Origin of the sequence: Diaphorobacter caeni, assembly GCF_015354245.1 — a bacterium.
GTDB lineage: Bacteria > Pseudomonadota > Gammaproteobacteria > Burkholderiales > Burkholderiaceae_C > Diaphorobacter_A > Diaphorobacter_A caeni.
Genome location: NZ_JADKYZ010000002.1, coordinates 243,392 through 257,880, shown reverse-complemented (window position 1 = coordinate 257,880; position 14,489 = coordinate 243,392). Strand labels below are relative to the sequence as shown.

Below are 14,489 nucleotides of genomic sequence, written 5' to 3'. Positions count from 1 at the left end.
GTGAAGTCGATGATGAGACGGCCTGATGGGGTGCGAATCAGTTGGTAATTGTTAACAGGTGCGGCTGACGGTGCCGCTGGGGCAATGCAATGGAAGCGGCTGCTCGCCAATGAAAAGAGCCGGATCAGCAGTTTGCGGATCCGGCTCTTGTCTTGAATTCTGGTCGGGGTGAGAGGATTCGAACCTCCGGCCTCTACGTCCCGAACGTAGCGCTCTACCAGGCTAAGCTACACCCCGATGGTGTTGTGTGGCTGCTTGATTTCAGATGCGCCGATCAAGCAGCGAAGCCGCCAATTGTAGCAGTCCATCCGTGTAGGCATTGGTCGGGAAGCCTGCAATGGCATCAATGGCGAGTCGGGCTTGGGTTGCTGCCGCGTCGCGTGTGGCGTCAAGCGCGCCGGTGGATTTGACGATGGAAATCACGGCGGGCAGGTTGTCGGTTTCGCCCACTTCAATGGCATTTCTGATCAGTGCGCATTGCTCTTCGTTGCCGCGTTGCATGGCGATGATGAGGGGAAGGGTGACCTTGCCTTCGCGCAGATCGTCTCCGAGATTCTTGCCCATCTCGGCGGCGTCGCCGTCATAGTCCAGAACGTCGTCGATCACCTGAAACGCTGTTCCGAGCGCCTGGCCGTAGTCGGCGCAGGCTTTCTCGATGTCGGCGGAACTGCCTGCGAGTACGGGGGCAAGGCGTGCGCTGGCTTCGAACAGCTTGGCGGTCTTGGAGCGGATCACGTTCAGGTAAGCGGCTTCCGAGAGCGATGCGTCATGCGTGTTCATGAGCTGCTGCACTTCACCCTCGGCGATGATGTTCGTCGCTTCGGCAAGAATGTGCATGACGCGCATGTTGTTTGTATCCACCATCATCTGGAAGGCGCGTGAATACAGGAAGTCGCCCACGAGCACGCTTGCGGGGTTGCCGAAGTTCTCGTTGGCGGTGGGGCGTCCGCGGCGCAGGGTGGATTCGTCGACCACGTCGTCGTGCAGCAGGGTCGCGGTGTGGATGAACTCCACCACGGCCGCCAGATTGAAGCGCTGTGCGTCCTTGTAGCCGAGCGCGCCGGACATCAGCAGCAGAAGGGCGGGGCGCAGGCGCTTGCCGCCGGCCGAGATGATGTACTGTGCGACCTGGCTCACCAGCGGCACCGAGGAGCTGAGGCGTGCGGCGATGACTTTGTCCACTTCGCGCATGTCGTCGGCGATCAATGCGAGTGTGGCGCTGGTGCTGTTGTTGTTGGCGGCCAAGGTGATGCAGTCAGAGTGTTGTCAAAGCCTCAAATTATAGGAAGGACGGATCGCCTTCCTGTTGAGGCATGGGTTAAGTTGGATATGAAAGCCGGTGGATTGTGCGCTGTGGCGGGCTTTGAGGCGATTGAGTGGCTCACTTTGCCATAGGCTTGCGTGCTGCCTTTCGGGGCATCGGGGGCGGGGCTTGCCAATGGTTTTCTGACTGGGGTATACTCTTGGGTTCCGTGAAAGTTCGTTCGCGGAGCTCATTTCAAAAGAGGTTTACATGTACGCGGTCATAAAAACCGGTGGCAAGCAATATCGCGTTGCTGCTGGCGAAAAAATCAAAGTAGAACAGATTGCTGCGGACGTAGGCCAGGAGATTGTGATCGACCAGGTTCTGGCAGTCGGCAACGGCGCTGAACTCAAGGTTGGTGCACCCCTGGTGTCCGGCGCATCTGTGAAGGCAACGGTCGTTGCTCACGGCAAGCACGACAAAGTGCGCATCTTCAAGCTGCGTCGTCGCAAGCACTACGCAAAGTCTCAAGGTCACCGTCAACAGTTCACCGAACTGCTGATCGGCGCGATTGCTGCTTAAGGGGGTAATATCTCATGGCACAGAAAAAAGGCGGCGGCTCTACGCGAAACGGTCGTGACTCCAAGCCAAAAATGCTGGGTGTCAAGGCTTACGGTGGTGAACTGATCAGCGCTGGCTCGATCATCGTTCGTCAACGCGGCACACGCATTCACGCTGGCGTGAACGTGGGTCAGGGCAAGGATCACACCTTGTTCGCACTGGTGGATGGTCACGTGACCTTCGGCCACAAGGGTGCGATGAACAAGCACACCGTGAGCATCACTCCGGTCTAAGCTGTTCGCTGAACACACAGCCAAGCCCCGATCCATCGGGGCTTTGTTGTTTTTGGCTTTTGTTTTTCTCGTTTTGTACGAAGCCTTCCGGCTTCGATTGGTGGATCGTTTGGGGGTGTCAATATTGCCCTTCATGCGTTGTTGCGAAGCCTTGTCGTACGAGAGTACTGTCTGCGGCTTCGACGCCCAGCCGGACGGGCCATCTTGGCATTGTGGCTGGGTGATCGAAGGTGCGTTGCGCTTCCGGCGCCGTCGTGCGGTGTTTTTGCCGCGTTTGCCCTGAAGTTGATTTCAGGGCTCAAGTCCTTTCCTTCGAGTGCGGAACGGGCGATTTTGTAAACTCCTGCATCATGAAGTTCGTCGACGAAGCCTATATTGACATTGCCGCTGGGGACGGGGGCAATGGCTGCGTGTCGTTCCGCCACGAGAAGTACAAGGAATTCGGTGGGCCGGATGGGGGGGACGGTGGTCGTGGTGGCCATGTGTTCGCCGTGGCCGATCCGAATCTCAATACCTTGGTGGACTATCGTTTTTCGCGTCGCCATGAGGCGCAGCGCGGGGAGCATGGCAAGGGGTCCGACATGTTTGGCTCGGCGGGCAAGGATGTCACGCTGCGCATGCCGGTGGGCACGATCATCACTGACGCCGAGACGGGTGAGGTGCTTTTCGAGTTGCTCAATCCGGGTGAAACCATCACCATCGCCAAGGGCGGCGATGGCGGGTTTGGCAATCTGCGCTTCAAGAGCGCGATCAACCGTGCGCCGCGCCAGAAGACACCGGGCTTCCCCGGGGATCGTCGCAATCTGAAGCTGGAACTCAAGGTGCTGGCTGACGTCGGTCTGCTGGGTATGCCGAATGCGGGCAAGTCGACATTCATTGCGGCGGTGTCGAATGCGCGCCCCAAGATCGCGGACTATCCGTTCACGACACTGCACCCGAATCTGGGCGTGGTGCGCGTGGGTCCCGAGCAGAGCTTCGTGATCGCCGACATTCCGGGTCTCATCGAGGGTGCCTCGGAAGGTGCGGGTCTTGGTCACCAGTTTCTGCGCCATCTGCAGCGCACGCGTCTGCTGCTGCATATCGTGGATGTGGCGCCGTTTGACGACAACGTCGATCCGGTCGAGCAGGCCAAGGCCATCGTCGAGGAGCTGCGCAAGTACGGCGCGGAACTCTATGACAAGCCGCGCTGGCTGGTTCTCAACAAGCTGGACATGGTGCCCGAAGCGGACCGTGCCAAGCTGGTCAAGGACTTCATCAAGCGCTTCAAATGGAAGGGGCCGGTGTTCGAGATTTCCGCGCTCACGCGTGAAGGTTGCGAGCCGCTGATCAAGACGATCTTCCAGCATGTGCACGCCGAGCAGTTGGCACAGAACACGCCGGAGGAGGTGGATCCGCGCTTCCTCTCGAAGGACGAGGTGGATGCGCATGATGATCCACGCTTCGACCCTCGCTTTGATCCCCGTTTCGCCTCCGGAGATGACGAGCGTTCCTGATCGAGCGTTCAAAAGCACAGCCGTCATCTCCATGAAAGCCGTCTGACGTTTCATAATGGCTTTCGCCCGTGGCCAGTGCGTCGTGCCGTGGTCCGGGCTCCCATGCCAACTACACACAAAAAATGGTCTCCAATGTTTTGAGCGATGCGCGTCGCATCGTGGTGAAGGTCGGCTCCAGTCTCGTGACCAACGAGGGCAAGGGGCTGGATGAAGTCGCCATCGGCGAATGGAGTCGCCAACTGGCGGCGCTGGTTCATGGCGATGGCGGCGTGCGCCGCGAGGTCATCATGGTCTCGAGCGGTGCGATTGCCGAAGGCATGAAGCGCCTGGGATGGACCACCAGGCCCAGCGAGATCCACGAACTGCAGGCGGCGGCTGCCGTGGGGCAGATGGGTCTGGCGCAGATGTACGAGACCAAGCTGCGCGAGCAGGGCATGCGCAATGCGCAGGTGCTGCTCACCCATGCCGATCTGGCCGATCGCGAGCGCTATCTGAATGCGCGCATCACGCTGCTGACGCTGCTGCGTCTGGGGGTGGTGCCGGTCATCAACGAGAACGACACCGTCGTGACCGATGAAATCAAGTTCGGCGACAACGATACGCTGGGAGCGCTGGTCGCCAACCTCGTGGAGGCCGACGCGCTGGTGATTCTCACCGACCAGAAGGGCCTCTACACCGCCGACCCGCGCCGTGACCCGAGCGCGAAGTTTGTGGATGTGGCGGACGCGGGCGACCCGGCTCTGGAAATCATGGCGGGTGGGGCTGGCTCCAGCATCGGCAAGGGCGGCATGATCACCAAGATTCTGGCGGCCAAGCGCGCTGCCGGTTCGGGTGCGTCCACCGTGATCGCCTGGGGGCGCGAAAAGGATGTGCTGATCCGCTTGGCAAAAGGCGAGTCCATCGGCACGCTGCTGGTCGCGCAGACGCAGAAGACCCAGGCGCGCAAGCAATGGATGGCGGACCACCTGCAGATGCGTGGCGCGGTGACCGTGGATGCGGGTGCGGCCGCCAAGCTCATCGGCAGCGGCAAGAGCCTGCTGCCGATCGGCATGATTGCGGTGGAAGGCGACTTCGTGCGTGGTGACGTCATCGGCATCAAGAACGAAAGCGGCGAGGAAATCGCGCGCGGCCTTGCCAACTACGCCAGTGCCGAGGCGCGTCTGCTGTGCCGCAAGCCGTCATCGGAATTTGAACATTTGCTTGGCTACACCGCCGAGCCTGAAATGGTGCACCGCGACAATCTGGTGCTCGCGCATCACTGACATGATGGCTCTGGGAGGCGCCCGGAAACTCGGGGTTTCCGGGGCTGTTTCGCCGATGCGTGCTTCGCCTTGCTTCGGCAAGCGACTATTCGTCGTGCTGCAGCGGCTTGGCGGGGCTCATCAACTGCGCCGGTTGGGCGAGCAGTTCGCCGTCGTTCGGCGTCAGAACCCGGCTTTGCGGGTTCGGATCAAAGCTGGCGCCCGGTGGCAGTTCCATGCCGGGCTTGAGCATCATCGAGTTGAAGCGCGTAGCCGTTGGCTGAACCACGTCGGGAACCGGTTGGCCGTCCCGCGAACGCATGCCGCTTCGCAGATAGCGATTGCGCTGCTCGTGGCGCGGCAGAAAGCGGGCCAGTTCGGTGAGCGCCATTTCATAGACGCCCCGCTTGAACTCCACCACCACATCGAGCGGAACCCAATAATCGTTCCAACGCCAGGCGTCGAACTCTGGATGATTGGTGGCGCGCAGGTTCAAATCCCAGTCGTGCCCCATCAATTGCAGGAGATACCAGATCTGCTTCTGGCCCTTGTAATGTCCGCGCGCATCGCGGCGGATATACCGGTCAGGCACCTCGTAGCGCAACCAGTCCCGCGTACGGGCAATGATCCTGACATGATCGGGCAGAAGCCCGACTTCCTCGTGAAGTTCCCGGAACATGGCTTGCTCGGGGGATTCCCCGCGATCAATGCCACCTTGAGGGAACTGCCAACTGTGTGTCCGGATCCTTTTTCCCCAGAATACCTGGTTCCTCTGGTTGAGCAGGATGATGCCGACGTTCGGGCGAAATCCGTCCCGGTCGAGCATAATCTAACCCCAAATTCAAAAACTGTGACCATTATGCACGGTACCCCGCATGCGGCAAGCGGGCTAACCTCAGTGGCCTGAGATCGATAGATGAAAGCTTCCCAATTCCTTATTTCCACTCTGAAAGAAGCCCCAGCAGACGCTGAAGTCGTGAGCCATAAGCTCATGACACGTGCGGGCATGATCAAAAAGCTGGGCGCGGGCATCTACAACTACATGCCCATGGGCCTGCGCGTGGTGCGCAAGGTCGAGGCCATCGTGCGCGAAGAAATGAACCGCGCCGGTGCCGTCGAATGCACCATGCCGGTGGTTCAGCCGGCCGAGCTCTGGCAGGAAACCGGCCGCTTCGAGAAGATGGGGCCCGAACTGCTGCGCATCAAGGATCGCCATGAGCGTGATTTCGTGATCCAGCCGACCAGCGAAGAAGTCGTCACCGACATCGCGCGTCAGGAGTTCCGCAGCTACAAGCAGCTGCCCAAGAACCTCTACCAGATCCAGACCAAGTTCCGCGACGAGCGCCGTCCGCGCTTCGGCCTGATGCGTGGTCGCGAGTTCATCATGAAGGACGCCTACAGCTTTGACCGTGACCAGACGGCAGCCAAGGCGAGCTATCAGGTCATGGCGACAGCATATCGCCGCATTTTTGACCGTTTTGGCCTCCGTTACCGTGCCGTTGCTGCAGATTCGGGCGCCATTGGCGGTGATCTGAGCGAAGAGTTCCAGGTGATCGCCTCGACCGGCGAAGACGCCATCGTCTACTGCCCGAACAGCGAATACGCGGCCAACATGGAAAAGGCCGAGGCCCTCGCGCCCACGGGTCCGCGTCCCGCAGCCAGCAAGCCTCAGACGCTGACGCCCACGCCGGGCAAAGCGACCTGTGGTGAAGTTGCCGAATTGCTGGGCGTTGATTTGTCAACAACTGTCAAGTCTTTGGTTTTGGCGACAGATGAAGTCAATGATCAAGGCGAAGTTGTGAAAAGTCAGGTTTGGCTGCTGCTTCTGCGCGGCGACCATGACATGAACGAGATCAAGGTCAGCAAGGTGCCTGGTCTGGAAGCGAACTTCCGCTTCGCCACGCTGTCCGAGATCGAGGACCACTTCGGCTGCAAGCCCGGCTATCTGGGCCCGCTGAACATGAAGAAGCCCGTGAAGGTCGTTGCAGACCGTGACGTGGCTTTGATGGCTGACTGGATTTGCGGTGCGAACCAGATCGACCACCACATCACCGGCGTGAACTGGGGGCGTGACCTGCCGGAGCCGGATCTGGTGGCGGACATCCGCAACGTGGTTGCGGGCGACAAGTCTCCCGACGGAAAGGGTGAACTTGCCATCGAGCGCGGTATCGAAGTGGGCCATGTGTTCTACCTCGGCACCAAGTACAGCAAGGCCATGAACGCGACCTTCCTTGCTGAGGACGGAAAGCCCGCCTTCTTCGAGATGGGCTGCTACGGCATCGGCGTGACGCGTCTGCCGGCCGCCGCCATCGAGCAGAACCATGACGAGCGCGGCATCATCTGGCCCGACGCGATTGCGCCGTTCACCGTGGTGATCTGCCCGATCGGCATGGACCGCAGCGAAGAAGTGAAGGCCGCGGCCGAGAGACTGTATGCCGAATTCCAGGCGGCGGGCGTTGACGTTCTGCTGGACGACCGAGGCGAGCGCCCCGGTGCGATGTTTGCGGACTGGGAACTGATCGGTGTGCCGCACCGTGTGGTGATCTCGGACCGCGGTTTGAAGGAAGGCCAGCTGGAGTACCAGGGCCGACGTGATGCCGCCGCCACCAAGGTGGCTGTGGGCGACGTGTTCGCGCATGTGAAGGAACGATTGAAGGTATGAGCTTGAAGGAAAGTCTCACTGAGGGAGGAAAGCAGCGGGAGGAGGGCGTTTCGCGCCGTTCGCTCATGCTGTCCCTGTCTACGGCTCCGCTGGGAATGCTGGGTGCGCCGCAAATGGCGCACGCGGGTGGCCAGCTCGAAGAGCCGCTGATGGACTCGGTGCGCACCGCCCTCAGCTCCGCCGTCGCCAACCAGGGGCCGCCCGAGCCCCTGTTCGCGACGACCGAGGCGCGCATCATGTATCTGCGCTGGCTTGGAACGATGAGCGACAAGCTGCGCAAGCGCAAGCCCGAGTGGGAAGTGCGCCGCGATTTTCTGCAGACCGTCTGGTATGAATCCAAGCGCGCGGGGCTCGACACCTCGCTCGTCATGGGCCTGATCCAGGTCGAGAGCGCCTTCCGCAAGTTCGCCGTCTCGTCGGTGGGCGCGCGCGGCTACATGCAGGTCATGCCGTTCTGGACGCGCGTGATCGGCGACGGCGATGCGGGCAAGCTGTTCCAGATGCAGACCAATCTGCGCTTTGGCTGCGTGATCCTGCGCCACTATCTGGACCGCGAAAAGGGTGACACCTTCATGGCGCTCGGCCGCTACAACGGCAGCCGTGGCCGCAATCCCTATCCGAACGCCGTCTACAGCGCGCAGCGGAACTGGCTTTTCAACGAGAAGGTCACGTCAGCCTGACCGCTGGGCAGTTCACGTTTCCGACGGAGCGGCGGGTGAGGGCGTTCCTCCGCCCGCATCCTTGAGCCGCGACACCATCACCTGATCGATGCGGTAACTGTCCACGTCGAGCACCTCGAACTTGTAGCCGCCGAAGTTCACGCTGTCCGTGCGGCGCGGCACGCGGCGCAGCATGACCATCAGGAAGCCGGCCAGCGTTTCGTATTCCTCGTCGTGCGGCAGTTCGTCCAGATCGAGCGCGCGCAGCACATCCTCGATGGGCGTCACGCCGTCGATCAGCCACGAGTTCTCGTCGCGTCGCACGATCTGCTCTTCGTCGTCCGGCCCCACGAGATCGCCCATCACCGTGCTCATCACGTCGTTGAGCGTCACCACGCCGACCACGAGGCTGTATTCGTTGACGATCACCGCGAAGTCTTCGTGCACCTGTCTGAACTGGTCCAGCACCTCGGCCAGCGTCAGCCGGTCGGGAACGATCAGCACCTTGTGCACCAGCTGATCGTCCTTGAGCGACAGCGTCTGGTTGTTGAGCACGCGCTGGAACAGGTCCTTGGCATCGACATAGCCGATGACATGGTCGATGTCGCCATCGCAGACGGGATAGGTCGAAAACGGCTCTTCCGCGATGCGCGCGCGGACCACGGTGTCCGGGTCGTCCTGCAGGAAGAAGGCGATGCGGTCACGCTGCGTCATCGCGGAGGCCACCGTGCGCGAGTCGAGCTCGAACACGTTGGCGATCACCTGCTGTTCGCTGGCCGCGAGCAGACCGGCACGTGCGCCGGCCTCGGTCATCGCGAGGATGTCGTCGGAGGTGATGCGCTCATCGCGGACCGTGTCGATTCCGAGCAGCTTGAAAATGAGGTCGGCGGTTTTCGCATACAGCCACACCACCGGCTTGAACAGACGCATGCACCAGAGCATCGGCACCAGCACCCGCACGGCCCAGCGTTCGGGCTCCGCCATGCCCAGGCGCTTGGGAAACAGGTCGGCAAACAGAATGAACAGCGAGGTGATGACGAGGAACGAGCAGACAAAGCCCAGCGTCTGCGCATTCGAGCTCGACGTCCAGAGTGCGAACAGACGGCTCAGGGTCGGGGTGAGCGCACCTTCGCCGACGATGCCGCCCAGAATGGCGACGGCGTTCTGGCCCACCTGGACAACGGTGAAGTAGTCTCCCGGCGCCTCCTGCAGCTTCAGAATCCGGTCCGCGCGCATGTCCCCATCGACCGCCAGCTGCCGCAAACGCAGTCGCCGCGACGCGGCAAGCGAGAGCTCGGCCAGTGAAAAGAAAGCACTGAGCGCGATCAGCAGGAGAATGACGAAGATGCTTTCGGGAAGCTGCATGCACGAGGTGGCGGGACCAGAGAGCGTCCATGCCGCGAATGGCGATGCAAACAGTGTAGCGGGCGCGCGTGATTTGGTGGCGCCATGTCAGGAAATCATCCGGAAATCACGCGGGTTGTCGTCTCTCCAATAAAAAAGCCGACTGACGGATCAGTCGGCTTTTCAGCAATGAATCGGCTTGAGCGCGACTCAGGCGGCAGCGCCACCGCCCAGCACCTGCTGGAGTTCGCCCGATTCGTACATTTCCATCATGATGTCCGAGCCGCCGATGAATTCGCCCTTCACGTACAGCTGGGGGATGGTGGGCCACTGGCTGTAGTCCTTGATGCCCTGGCGGATTTCCTGATCTTCAAGCACGTTCACCGTGGTGACGTTCTTGGGGTCCACGCCGCAGGCCTTGAGGATCTGGATCGCGCGGCCCGAAAAACCGCACATGGGGAAGCTGGCGTTGCCCTTCATGAAGAGCAGGACATCGCTGCCCTTGACGAGTTGGTCGATGCGTTGTTGTACGTCGCTCATGAAATTCTCCTGAAAACTGGATGCCCTTGATCAAGTCTCAGGGCGGATTGCGTCGATTATTCCACTGTCTGGTCAGAACGGTGGCTTTGCGGGATTTTCCCCCCGGTGCAGCGGGCAATGCCAGCCAGATCGGCGCGGCTTTGCACGGCGTCAAAACCCCCGGCTGCTAAAAGTGCCTGGACGGCTTCGGACTGATCCCAGCCGTGCTCAAGCAACAGCCAGCCGCCTGGCTTGAGATGCGTGGGCGCCTGCTCGATGATCAGCCGTATGTCGTCAAGTCCATCGCCGCCGCTGGCCAGTGCCGAGAGCGGCTCGTGGGTGAGATCGGCCAGATGCGGATCGGCCGATGGAATGTAGGGCGGGTTGCTGACGATGGCGTCGAACGGGCCTTGCAACGGGGACAGCCAACTGCCATGCGCAAAGTTCACCGGGAGCTTCAGCCGTGCCGCGTTGCCGCTGGCGACCGCGAGCGCGTCAGCGCTGGCATCCACGGCCCAGATCTCGGCCTTGGGGCGTTCGCGCTGCAGCGCGAGCGCGATGGCGCCGCTGCCGGTGCCGAGATCGACGAGGCGCAGATTCGTGCCGTCGCCGGGCAGCAGCTCGAGCGCCCAGTCGACCAGCGTTTCAGTGTCCGGGCGCGGGTCGAGCACGCGCGCGTCGACGTGCAGCGTCAGGCCGAAGAATTCTTTCTGACCAATGAGGTAGGCGACGGGCTCGCCCTGCAGTCTGCGTTGGCGAAGCTCATCCCATTGCGCCCGTTGCGCATCGGTCAATTCGTCGCTGTCGTGCGTGATCAGCCAGGCGCGCGCATGCGTGGGCTGGCCGGCGGCGTGCAGCATCAGCATCTGCGCGTCGACACGTGCCATTCCCTGCTGCGCGGCCTGCGCGAGCAGTTGGGCGATGGTGGTGGTTGGCGTGAAAGGCATGGCTGAAGGGCTTACGCGTTGACTTCCAGCTCGGCGAGCAGCTCGGCTTCGCGCGCGTGGGCAAGCGCGTCGAGCACCTCGTCCATGTCGCCTTCCATGATGGCCAGCAGCTTGTAGAGCGTCAGGTTGATGCGGTGATCGGTCAGGCGGCCCTGCGGGAAGTTGTAGGTGCGGATGCGGTCCGAGCGGTCGCCCGAGCCGATCAGGCCCTTGCGCAGCGCGGCCTCCTTGGCGGCGCGTTCGCTGCGTTCCTTTTCCTGGATGCGCGCCTGCAGCACCTGCAGCGCCTTGGCCTTGTTGCTGTGCTGGCTGCGGCCGTCCTGGCATTCGGCGACGATGCCGGTGGGCAGGTGGACCACGCGCACGGCGGAGTCGGTCTTGTTGATGTGCTGGCCACCCGCGCCGGATGCGCGGAAGGTGTCGATGCGCAGGTCAGCCGGGTTCAGCGTGATGGCCTGATGCTCGTCGGGCTCGGGCATCACCGCAACGGTGCAGGCGCTGGTGTGAATGCGGCCCTGCGTTTCGGTGGCGGGCACGCGCTGCACGCGGTGGCCGCCGGACTCGAAGCGCAGGCGCCCGTAGATATCGTCGCCCTCGATGCGCAGCACCACTTCCTTGTAGCCGCCGATCTCGCTTTCGTTGGCGGACATGACTTCCACCTTCCAGCCCTTGGTGGCTGCATAGCGCGTGTACATGCGGGTCAGGTCGCCCGCGAACAGCGCGGATTCGTCGCCGCCGGTACCCGCGCGGATTTCCATGAAGGCGTTGCGTGCGTCGTCCTGGTCCTTGGGCAGCAGCAGGCGCTGCAGTTCATCCTCCAGCTGCACGAGCTCCGCCTCGCCGCTCGCGATCTCGTCCTGCGCCATCTCGGCCATGTCGGGGTCTTCGAGCATCTCGCGCGCACCGACGAGATCGGATTCGATCTGGTTGTAGCGCCTGTATCGACCGGCGATCTGCGTGACCTCGGCGTGCTCCTTGGAGATCGCGCGGTACTGCTTCATGTCGGACATGATGTCCTCGCGCGAGAGCAGGAAGTCGAGCTCTTCGAGGCGCTGCGCATACTTCTCGAGCTGGATTCTGAGAAAGGATTTCATCGTGGGGATGCAATGGAATTCGGGGATGACCATCGACGGTATGGTCGAGTGGCCGGGCTGCGGCGCGCGCAGCGAGAAAAGGCCAGCGCATGGGGCTGGCCTGAAAAGGAGGGGACGCTAACGCTCTTTGCGCAGGAACAGGCGCTGGACGGTGTCGGCCGTCTGGGCGCGCTGCTCGGCGTCGCCCTTGTGCAGCTCGGCCATGGTGCCGTGGAGCATCTTCTGCGTGATGCCGCGCGAGAGGGCCTCGAGCACGGTGTCGATGTCCTCGCCCTTGGCGATGAGCCGTTTGGCGCGCGCGATTTCGTGGGCACGCCATTCGTCGGTCTGCGCGTTGATCTGCTGGATCAGCGGCACGGCACCGCCTTGCGGCTTGCGCTGGTCGAGCCAGTGCATGAAGCTCTGCACGCCGTGGTCGATGATGACTTCGGCCTGCTGCACGGCGGCCTGGCGCTGGGCCTGGCCGGTGCGCACCACGTTGGCGAGATCGTCCACGGTGTAGAGATAGACGTCGCGCAGGTCCTTGACCTCGGCTTCGATGTCGCGCGGCACGGCCAGATCGACCATGAAGATCGGACGGCGCTTGCGCTTCTTGAGCGCGCTCTCGACGGCTCCGAGGCCGATGATCGGCAGGCTCGAAGCCGTGCAGGAGATCACCGCGTCATATTCGTGCAGGTGCTCGGGCAGGTCGGACAGGCGCATGGTGTTCGCGCCGAACTGCGAGGCCAGCTTTTCGCCGCGCTCGAGCGTGCGGTTGGCGATCGTGATCTGCTTGGGGTGCCTTGCCGCGAAGTGCGTGGAGACCAGCTCGATCATCTCGCCCGCGCCGACGAACAGCACCTTGATCTGCGAGAGGTCTTCAAAAAGCTGACCGGCGAGGCGCACGGCGGCGGCCGCCATGCTGATGCTGTGCGCGCCGATCTCGGTGGAGCTGCGCACTTCCTTGGCGACGGCGAAGCTGCGCTGGAACAGCTGGTTGAGCGTCGTGCCGAGCACGCCCGCCGTTTCGGCCGCGCGCACGGCGTTCTTCATCTGGCCGAGGATCTGCGCCTCGCCCAGCACCATCGAATCAAGGCCGCTCGCGACGCGGAACGCGTGGCGCGCGACGAGATCATTCTCGAGCGTGTAGGAATGCGAGCGCAGCAGGGTGGGGCTCACGCCGCCGGAGTGGGCCAGCCAGTCGAGCGTGTGGTCGAGCGCTGGCGCGTCTGCTGCGCAGTAGATTTCGGTGCGGTTGCAGGTCGACAGAATGGCCGTCTCCACCCCAGGGTGGCGCACGGTATTGCTGGTCAGGGCCTGGCGCAGGCCGATCAGCGTCGGCGCGATCTGATCGATCGCGAACGCAAAACGACCGCGCATGTCAAGCGGCGCGGTCGTGTGATTGATGCCTAAAGCCCAAACTGCCATGGGTCGATTATAAAATTTGTACGCGATCAAGGTCGAATGCGGTGAATGGCTGACTTGATCTGAGTCATATTTATGAATCCTCTACTCGCGCTGAACCACTTTCTGAATTTTGTGCTACCCGCTCTTGCGGTGGCTTTGCTGATGGTGATTCTGGCGCAGATTTTTTTTCGCCAACGGGTGAAGCCACTGGGCTGGATTCGACCTGTTGCTATAAATTTCGTAGTTGGATGCGCCGCTCTCATCACTGGACTGTGGGTCTTCGGCAACGATGGGAAATGGCTTTCTTACGTGGCCCTGAGTGTTGCGATTGCCACTACACAGTGGGTGCTCATGCGGGGCTGGAGGGCCTGAGAGTGTGCTGACGATCTCCACACGGCCCTGCAGGCGCGGCCTCGGGCGGTCTGCTGCGTTGCAAATCCTCGCAATAGCCCGAGCTATTGCTGCGGTTTGCGCCTTGCAGTCCTTCCCGATCCGCACGCTGCAAGCCTCGCGATGAGATCGTCAACACGCTCTGACCGGGTCTTATCGCTCACTTGAGGCGCAGGCAGAAGCCGCAGGCGCGGCTGGCGTGCCGGATTCATTCAGGCTGGTCAGCATTTGCTGCATCTGAGTGGCCAGCGCAGTCCGCTGCGCCTCGGGTACGCCCTGCAGCATGCGTTCGCCGACCTGGGCCCGCGCGGCCTGCATCGTGGTGAACAGCGTCTGACCGCGCTCGCTCAGCTTCAGCCGGCGGCTGCGGCGGTCGTCAGGGTGGGGTACGCGCTCGATCCAGCCGTTGTCTTCCATTTCGCTCAGCGTGCGGGCGATCTGCGCCTTGTCGGCATGCAGGAATTCCATCAGCGCCTTGTGGGTGCACAGCGGCTCGTGCCCCACGAACAGCAAGCAGCGCACGGAGCTCCGGTTGAGCCGGTCGTCGTGGCGATGCATCTCGGCCCGCATGTGGCTGCGGTAGGCATGGACAAGGTCGTGCAAGGCGTCCAGAACCTTCGTGGAGGCGGAAACATCGTTCATGGCGTGGTCTTGTTT

15 protein-coding genes and 1 tRNA gene are annotated in these 14,489 nt (G+C 62.2%); 7 read left to right on the top strand and 9 right to left on the bottom strand.

What is annotated here, in order from left to right; all coding sequences use genetic code 11:
• Window positions 1-160: 160 nt before the first annotated feature.
• Window positions 161-237, bottom strand: a tRNA-Pro gene (locus tag ISG32_RS05070).
• Between the two features lie 24 nt (window positions 238-261).
• A complete protein-coding gene (locus tag ISG32_RS05065) occupies window positions 262-1,191 on the bottom strand; it encodes a polyprenyl synthetase family protein (protein WP_194770428.1) in 930 nt (309 codons plus the stop codon).
• Window positions 1,192-1,513: 322 nt separating this feature from the next.
• Between ISG32_RS05065 and rplU the strand changes: the two genes are divergently transcribed.
• The 4 genes from rplU to proB all read left to right on the top strand — a co-directional run bounded on the left by rplU (window position 1,514) and on the right by proB (window position 4,852).
• Window positions 1,514-1,825, top strand: a complete 312-nt coding sequence (gene rplU / locus ISG32_RS05060; RefSeq protein ID WP_166067187.1) for a 50S ribosomal protein L21 — start codon at window positions 1,514-1,516, stop codon at window positions 1,823-1,825.
• Window positions 1,826-1,839: 14 nt separating this feature from the next.
• A complete protein-coding gene (gene rpmA / locus ISG32_RS05055; RefSeq protein WP_166307967.1) occupies window positions 1,840-2,097 on the top strand; it encodes a 50S ribosomal protein L27 in 258 nt (85 codons plus the stop codon).
• 350 nt (window positions 2,098-2,447) lie between these two features.
• Entirely contained in the window at window positions 2,448-3,590 is a 1,143-nt protein-coding gene (gene cgtA, locus ISG32_RS05050) for an Obg family GTPase CgtA (RefSeq protein WP_194769945.1), read from the top strand.
• A gap of 122 nt (window positions 3,591-3,712) precedes the next feature.
• Window positions 3,713-4,852 (top strand): glutamate 5-kinase, encoded by a 1,140-nt coding sequence (gene proB / locus ISG32_RS05045; RefSeq protein WP_194769944.1) that lies wholly within the window; start codon window positions 3,713-3,715, stop codon window positions 4,850-4,852.
• Window positions 4,853-4,937: 85 nt separating this feature from the next.
• Here proB and ISG32_RS05040 read toward each other — a convergent pair whose 3' ends face one another.
• Window positions 4,938-5,657, bottom strand: coding sequence for an RNA pyrophosphohydrolase (locus ISG32_RS05040; protein ID WP_194769943.1), 720 nt, complete (start codon window positions 5,655-5,657; stop codon window positions 4,938-4,940).
• 90 nt (window positions 5,658-5,747) lie between these two features.
• On the opposite strand from ISG32_RS05040, the gene ISG32_RS05035 reads away from it, so the two are divergent.
• Together ISG32_RS05035 and ISG32_RS05030 are read left to right on the top strand one after the other, a co-directional pair.
• The gene (locus tag ISG32_RS05035) at window positions 5,748-7,493 is read left to right on the top strand and encodes a proline--tRNA ligase (protein WP_194769942.1); all 1,746 of its coding nucleotides are present in this window, start codon (window positions 5,748-5,750) and stop codon (window positions 7,491-7,493) included.
• A gap of 65 nt (window positions 7,494-7,558) precedes the next feature.
• Entirely contained in the window at window positions 7,559-8,173 is a 615-nt protein-coding gene (locus tag ISG32_RS05030) for a lytic transglycosylase domain-containing protein (protein ID WP_228529609.1), read from the top strand.
• Window positions 8,174-8,185: 12 nt separating this feature from the next.
• On the opposite strand, the gene ISG32_RS05025 is transcribed toward ISG32_RS05030, so the two are convergent.
• From ISG32_RS05025 to hemA, 5 genes are all read right to left on the bottom strand, one after another.
• Window positions 8,186-9,517, bottom strand: coding sequence for a hemolysin family protein (locus ISG32_RS05025; RefSeq protein ID WP_194769940.1), 1,332 nt, complete (start codon window positions 9,515-9,517; stop codon window positions 8,186-8,188).
• Between the two features lie 189 nt (window positions 9,518-9,706).
• The gene (grxD, locus tag ISG32_RS05020; RefSeq protein WP_166067180.1) at window positions 9,707-10,036 is read right to left on the bottom strand and encodes a Grx4 family monothiol glutaredoxin; all 330 of its coding nucleotides are present in this window, start codon (window positions 10,034-10,036) and stop codon (window positions 9,707-9,709) included.
• A gap of 56 nt (window positions 10,037-10,092) precedes the next feature.
• Entirely contained in the window at window positions 10,093-10,962 is an 870-nt protein-coding gene (prmC, locus tag ISG32_RS05015; protein ID WP_194769939.1) for a peptide chain release factor N(5)-glutamine methyltransferase, read from the bottom strand.
• 11 nt (window positions 10,963-10,973) lie between these two features.
• Entirely contained in the window at window positions 10,974-12,056 is a 1,083-nt protein-coding gene (gene prfA, locus ISG32_RS05010) for a peptide chain release factor 1 (RefSeq protein ID WP_194769938.1), read from the bottom strand.
• 117 nt (window positions 12,057-12,173) lie between these two features.
• Window positions 12,174-13,463, bottom strand: a complete 1,290-nt coding sequence (gene hemA / locus ISG32_RS05005; RefSeq protein ID WP_194769937.1) for a glutamyl-tRNA reductase — start codon at window positions 13,461-13,463, stop codon at window positions 12,174-12,176.
• A 72-nt stretch (window positions 13,464-13,535) separates the two neighbouring features.
• On the opposite strand from hemA, the gene ISG32_RS05000 reads away from it, so the two are divergent.
• Entirely contained in the window at window positions 13,536-13,814 is a 279-nt protein-coding gene (locus ISG32_RS05000; protein WP_194769936.1) for a hypothetical protein, read from the top strand.
• 171 nt (window positions 13,815-13,985) lie between these two features.
• Here the strand turns inward: ISG32_RS05000 and ISG32_RS04995 are convergent, their stop codons facing one another.
• Window positions 13,986-14,474 (bottom strand): MarR family winged helix-turn-helix transcriptional regulator, encoded by a 489-nt coding sequence (locus ISG32_RS04995; RefSeq protein ID WP_194769935.1) that lies wholly within the window; start codon window positions 14,472-14,474, stop codon window positions 13,986-13,988.
• Window positions 14,475-14,489 lie beyond the last annotated feature (15 nt).

Coding starts and splice junctions, on each gene's coding strand:
- ISG32_RS05065 (WP_194770428.1), bottom strand. CDS start 1,191: ATGCGCGAAGTGGACAAAGTCATCGCCGCACGCCTCAGCTCCTCGGTG.
- rplU (WP_166067187.1), top strand. CDS start 1,514: ATGTACGCGGTCATAAAAACCGGTGGCAAGCAATATCGCGTTGCTGCT.
- rpmA (WP_166307967.1), top strand. CDS start 1,840: ATGGCACAGAAAAAAGGCGGCGGCTCTACGCGAAACGGTCGTGACTCC.
- cgtA (WP_194769945.1), top strand. CDS start 2,448: ATGAAGTTCGTCGACGAAGCCTATATTGACATTGCCGCTGGGGACGGG.
- proB (WP_194769944.1), top strand. CDS start 3,713: ATGGTCTCCAATGTTTTGAGCGATGCGCGTCGCATCGTGGTGAAGGTC.
- ISG32_RS05040 (WP_194769943.1), bottom strand. CDS start 5,657: ATGCTCGACCGGGACGGATTTCGCCCGAACGTCGGCATCATCCTGCTC.
- ISG32_RS05035 (WP_194769942.1), top strand. CDS start 5,748: ATGAAAGCTTCCCAATTCCTTATTTCCACTCTGAAAGAAGCCCCAGCA.
- ISG32_RS05030 (WP_228529609.1), top strand. CDS start 7,559: ATGCTGTCCCTGTCTACGGCTCCGCTGGGAATGCTGGGTGCGCCGCAA.
- ISG32_RS05025 (WP_194769940.1), bottom strand. CDS start 9,517: ATGCAGCTTCCCGAAAGCATCTTCGTCATTCTCCTGCTGATCGCGCTC.
- grxD (WP_166067180.1), bottom strand. CDS start 10,036: ATGAGCGACGTACAACAACGCATCGACCAACTCGTCAAGGGCAGCGAT.
- prmC (WP_194769939.1), bottom strand. CDS start 10,962: ATGCCTTTCACGCCAACCACCACCATCGCCCAACTGCTCGCGCAGGCC.
- prfA (WP_194769938.1), bottom strand. CDS start 12,056: ATGAAATCCTTTCTCAGAATCCAGCTCGAGAAGTATGCGCAGCGCCTC.
- hemA (WP_194769937.1), bottom strand. CDS start 13,463: ATGGCAGTTTGGGCTTTAGGCATCAATCACACGACCGCGCCGCTTGAC.
- ISG32_RS05000 (WP_194769936.1), top strand. CDS start 13,536: ATGAATCCTCTACTCGCGCTGAACCACTTTCTGAATTTTGTGCTACCC.
- ISG32_RS04995 (WP_194769935.1), bottom strand. CDS start 14,474: ATGAACGATGTTTCCGCCTCCACGAAGGTTCTGGACGCCTTGCACGAC.